Origin of the sequence: Duganella callida, from assembly GCF_004614165.1 — a bacterium.
GTDB lineage: Bacteria > Pseudomonadota > Gammaproteobacteria > Burkholderiales > Burkholderiaceae_D > Rugamonas > Rugamonas callida.
This window is the reverse complement of sequence record NZ_SPVG01000172.1, coordinates 1-4,091: the sequence shown is the minus strand read 5'-3', so window position 1 is coordinate 4,091 and position 4,091 is coordinate 1. Positions and strand designations below refer to the sequence as shown.

General features: G+C 67.2%; 3 protein-coding genes. 2 read left to right on the top strand and 1 reads right to left on the bottom strand.

Annotation, left to right across the window (positions count from 1 at the left end; genetic code table 11):
• Positions 1-578 (top strand): YceI family protein (locus E4L98_RS16620; protein WP_229257420.1); only part of this gene is annotated, 578 nt, incomplete at its 5' end.
• A 315-nt stretch (positions 579-893) separates the two neighbouring features.
• Here E4L98_RS16620 and E4L98_RS16615 read toward each other — a convergent pair.
• Positions 894-1,478 carry a LysE family translocator gene (locus E4L98_RS16615; protein WP_205746754.1) on the bottom strand — a complete coding sequence of 195 codons (585 nt, stop codon included), beginning with the start codon at positions 1,476-1,478 and terminating at the stop codon, positions 894-896.
• A gap of 145 nt (positions 1,479-1,623) precedes the next feature.
• On the opposite strand from E4L98_RS16615, the gene E4L98_RS16610 reads away from it, so the two are divergent.
• Positions 1,624-4,091, top strand: a 2,468-nt coding sequence (locus tag E4L98_RS16610; protein ID WP_135202665.1) for a hybrid sensor histidine kinase/response regulator, incomplete at its 3' end; no start/stop codon positions are given.

The window sequence follows — 4,091 nt, the reverse complement described above, 5'->3', positions numbered from 1 at the left end:
GCGGCCAGCCTGGCTGGCCGCCGCAGGGGGCGAGCGCTGCCGCGCCGGTGCTGCAAATCGACAGCGCGCGTTCGCTAATCGCGGTCACGGTGCGGCGCGGCGGCGTGCTGGCGCGGCTGGGTCACGACCACGTGGTGGCGGCGCACGCGATCAGCGGTACGGTGTGGCCGGCGCGGAACCGGGCCGACTTGCAGTTCCGGCTGGATGAACTTACCGTCGATAAAGCGGATTTGCGCAAGGTGGCGGGACTGGACACGCAACCGTCCGCCGACGCCATCGCCGGCACGCGGCACAACATGCTGACCAAGGTGCTGGACGCCGAGCGTTTTCCCATCGTGTCGATCCACGCCGAGCGCGGCGCGGACGGTCAGCCGCTGCAGGTCGCCATCACGCTGCACGGCGTGACGCGCACGCTGGCGATTCCGGTCGTGCTGCGCGAGGAAAACGGCGTCATCAACGTCACGGGCACGGTCAATCTGAAGCAGACCGATTTCGGCCTGACGCCCTTCTCCGTCATGGGCGGCGCCATGGCCGTGCAGGACCAGATGGCGCTGCGCTTCGACATCAGCGCGCACTAGGCGCTAGTCGAACGCGACGTCTTCCATTCCGAAGCGAAATGACGCCGCTCGGGCGGCGGCTGTCGCGTGCCGTCGCGCACTTTCAATGTTTAAGGCAGGAAAAATCGGGAAAAAGCGGAAGCGTCTCCACACGGAGCCGGGCCCCGGTACCGCGGCGTGTATCCTCAGAACAAAAAAAAAGCCCATGCGCTTGGTAAGGCATGGGCTGAAAGTTTCAAATCGGGAGAGACTTGAAAGAGCACAGCCAGTATCGCAGCGCTGCATGACGCCATGATGACAAGCCCCCCTCCCGAACGGACTTTTTTAGCGCGCGATTCAGCGCACGAACATCAGGCGCACGCCGAGGCCGACGAAGATCGCGCCGGCGACCCGGTCCATCCACTTGCCGGCGCCGGGCGTGCGGTTGATCCAGGCGCCGACCGCGCCGGAAAAATAACCGAGCAAACTGAACAGCACCACCGCCTGCAGCGTGAACAGCACGCCCAGCTGGGCGGTCTGCCAGCCGGCGTCGCCGCGTCCGGCGTCCACGAACTGCGGCAGGAAGGACAGGAAGAACAGCACCACCTTGGGGTTGATCATGTTGGCCAGCAGCCCCTTGCCGAACAGCCGGCCCAGCCGCTCATCCGGCACGTCCGCGCCGGCCACGCGCGCGCCGCCGCGGCTGCGCAAGGCGCCGATGCCGAGCCAGATCAGATACGCACCGCCAAGCGCCTTCAGCGCGCCGAAGGCCAGCGGCGAGGCCTTGATCAGCGCGCCCACGCCCAGCGTGGCCAGCAAGGTATGGCTGAGGCAACCCAGCGCGCAGCCGATGCCGAACACCATGCCCTGCCTGCGGCCGCGCGACATGCCGATGCTGAGCACCATCAGGTTGTCCGGTCCCGGCGAAATCGTGATCAGCATGGCGGCGCCGAGAAATCCGAGACATTGTTCTGGTGAGATTAACAAGATATTTTCCTGCTCGCAAAGCTTGCATCATACCAAAACAATAAGTTCTCGTTTAGAATGGCAGGCAAACCATCACAGACTGCCGGGCGCACGGAAACGCATGAGCAAAGCAAGCCAGATCGACCAGCCGACCGTCCGACCGCACCCTCGCCCATCTTTGCTCCAGTGCGTGCTGCTGTTGCTGGCGGCCTGCGTGTGGTGCGCGGCGGCCCATGGCCAGACTGTCGCGCTGGGCAACGCCAGCGTCGACCTGGCCAAGAGCGGGCGCCTGTACCGCGACAGCGGCGAGCCGTACCCGGCCGGCGCCGCCGCGCTGCCGGCCATGCTGGCGCAACTGAAGCCGGCCGACAAGGTCGATCTGCTGGGCGGCAGCTACTGGCTGTACGCGGAACTGCGCAACGACAGCCGCCAGCCGCAGTGGGTCATCGATCCCAACGATACGCTGATCGACATGGTCGACATCCAGCTGTACGGCGAGGACGGCAGCATCCGCCAGATGCTGACCGGCTACCGCCAGCCGCACGCGTATCTGCTGCATTACGGCAAGGACGTCGACCTGCAGCCGGGCCAGCGCTATCACGTGCTGATCCGTTTCTCCAGCCCGTATTACGCGCGCACGCCGGTGTTTTCGGTGCTGCCGCGGCCGGCTTACCAGCAGCTGGTGGCCCGCGAGAACGTGCTGATCATCGGCTCGGTCGGCGCGCTGCTGGCGCTCACCGTGTTCAATTTCTTCATTTATTCGATCACGCGCGACCGTTCCTCGCTGTATTACTCGCTGTACGTGCTGTGCTACGCGATCGCCTGGGGCCTGACCTTCCACCTGGCGGCCGACCTGTTCAGCTGGCATGATTTGCACTGGCATTATGTGCCGTTCTTCCTGCTGCCGGTGCTGAGCACGCTGTTCTACACCAGCTTCCTGCGCCTGCGCGACACCGCGCCGCGGCTGTACCGGCTGAGCCGCATCAACCTGGTGCTGCCGCTGCTGACCCTGCCCAGCTGCTTTCTGGCGCTCAGCTACGCGCACACCATCGCCACCATCGTCATCACGATCTGGATGGCGCTGGCGCTGACCAGCGGCATCGTGGTGTGGCGCGGCGGCTATTACCCGGCGCGCTTCTTCGTGCTGGGCTTCGTGGCGCTGATGATCCCCGGCCTGCTGATCCTGCCGGCCAACGTCGGCCTGATCCCGGCCGTGGTCAGCAATGCCCAGCTGTTCACGCTGCTGGGCGGCACGCTGGACGGGGTGCTGCTGGCGTTCGCGCTGGCCGACCAGATCCGCTTGCTGCGCAACACGCTGGAACAGCGCGTCAAGGAACGCACGGCCGAGCTGACCTTGGCCAAGGAACACGCGGAAATCGTCAGCCGCCACCGCATCGACTTCCTGTCGGCCATGAGCCACGACATCCGCACGCCGCTGGCCGGGGTGATCGGCATGATCAAGTTCGCCATGCGCGACCAGTCGGTGCGCGGGCGTACCGAGGAATACCTGCGCATCGGCCTGCAGAACAGCGAGGCGCTGCTGGCCATCCTCAACGACATCCTCGACTTTTCCAAGATCGACGCCGGCCGGCTGGCGATCGAAACGGTGGACTTCGACCTGATCGCGCTGATCGACGACGCCATCGGCATCCTGCAGCAGCAGGCCGACGCCAAGAGCCTGCTGCTGCGCTGCGACCTGGCGCTGGACCTGCCGCGCTACGTGCGCGGCGACCCGACGCGGCTGCGGCAGATCCTGATCAACCTGCTCGGCAACGCCATCAAGTTTACCGACCGCGGCGAGGTGCGGCTGGACGCCGCGGCGGTCCGCACCGCCGACGGCCACGCCAGCGTCAGCTTCGACGTCAGCGACACCGGCCCCGGCATCCCGGCCGAGGTGCTGCCGCGGCTGTTCCGGAAATTCGAGCAGGCCGACCACTCGACCACGCGCCGCTACGGCGGCACCGGCCTGGGGCTGGCGATCTGCAAGGAACTGGTGGCGCTGATGGGCGGTTCGATCGCGGCCGACAGCCGGGTCGGCGCCGGTTCCACCTTCAGCTTCACGCTGCCGCTGGCGCTGGGCGCGGCGCCGGCCGCCGGCCCGGCCGAACGGCCGCGCCAGGAGCACCACAGCTACCGCCTGCGCGTGCTGTGCGCCGAGGACGTGCGCACCAACCAGATCATCGTCAGCACGCTGCTCGAGGGCATGGGCCACGATATCCGCATCGTCGAGAACGGCCTGCAGGCGCTGCACGCGCTGAGCACGGCCGCCTACGACCTGGTGCTGATGGACGGCCGCATGCCGATGATGGACGGCGAACAGGCGGCGCGCCTGATCCGCGCCGGCGGCAACGCCGACTACCGGGTGCTGGAGCCGGCGATCCCGATCATCGCGCTGACCGCCAACGCCAGCGACCACGACCGTGCGCGCTACCTGGCGGCCGGCATGGACGGCTTCCTCAGCAAGCCGGTCGACGAGCGCCTGCTGTACGACCAGCTGGAAAAAATCATCGCGCTGCACCTGAGCCGCGGCCGGCCGCTGCGGCCGACCGACGCCGCGCGGCTGGCGGCCAGCCGGCAGGACGCGCTGGA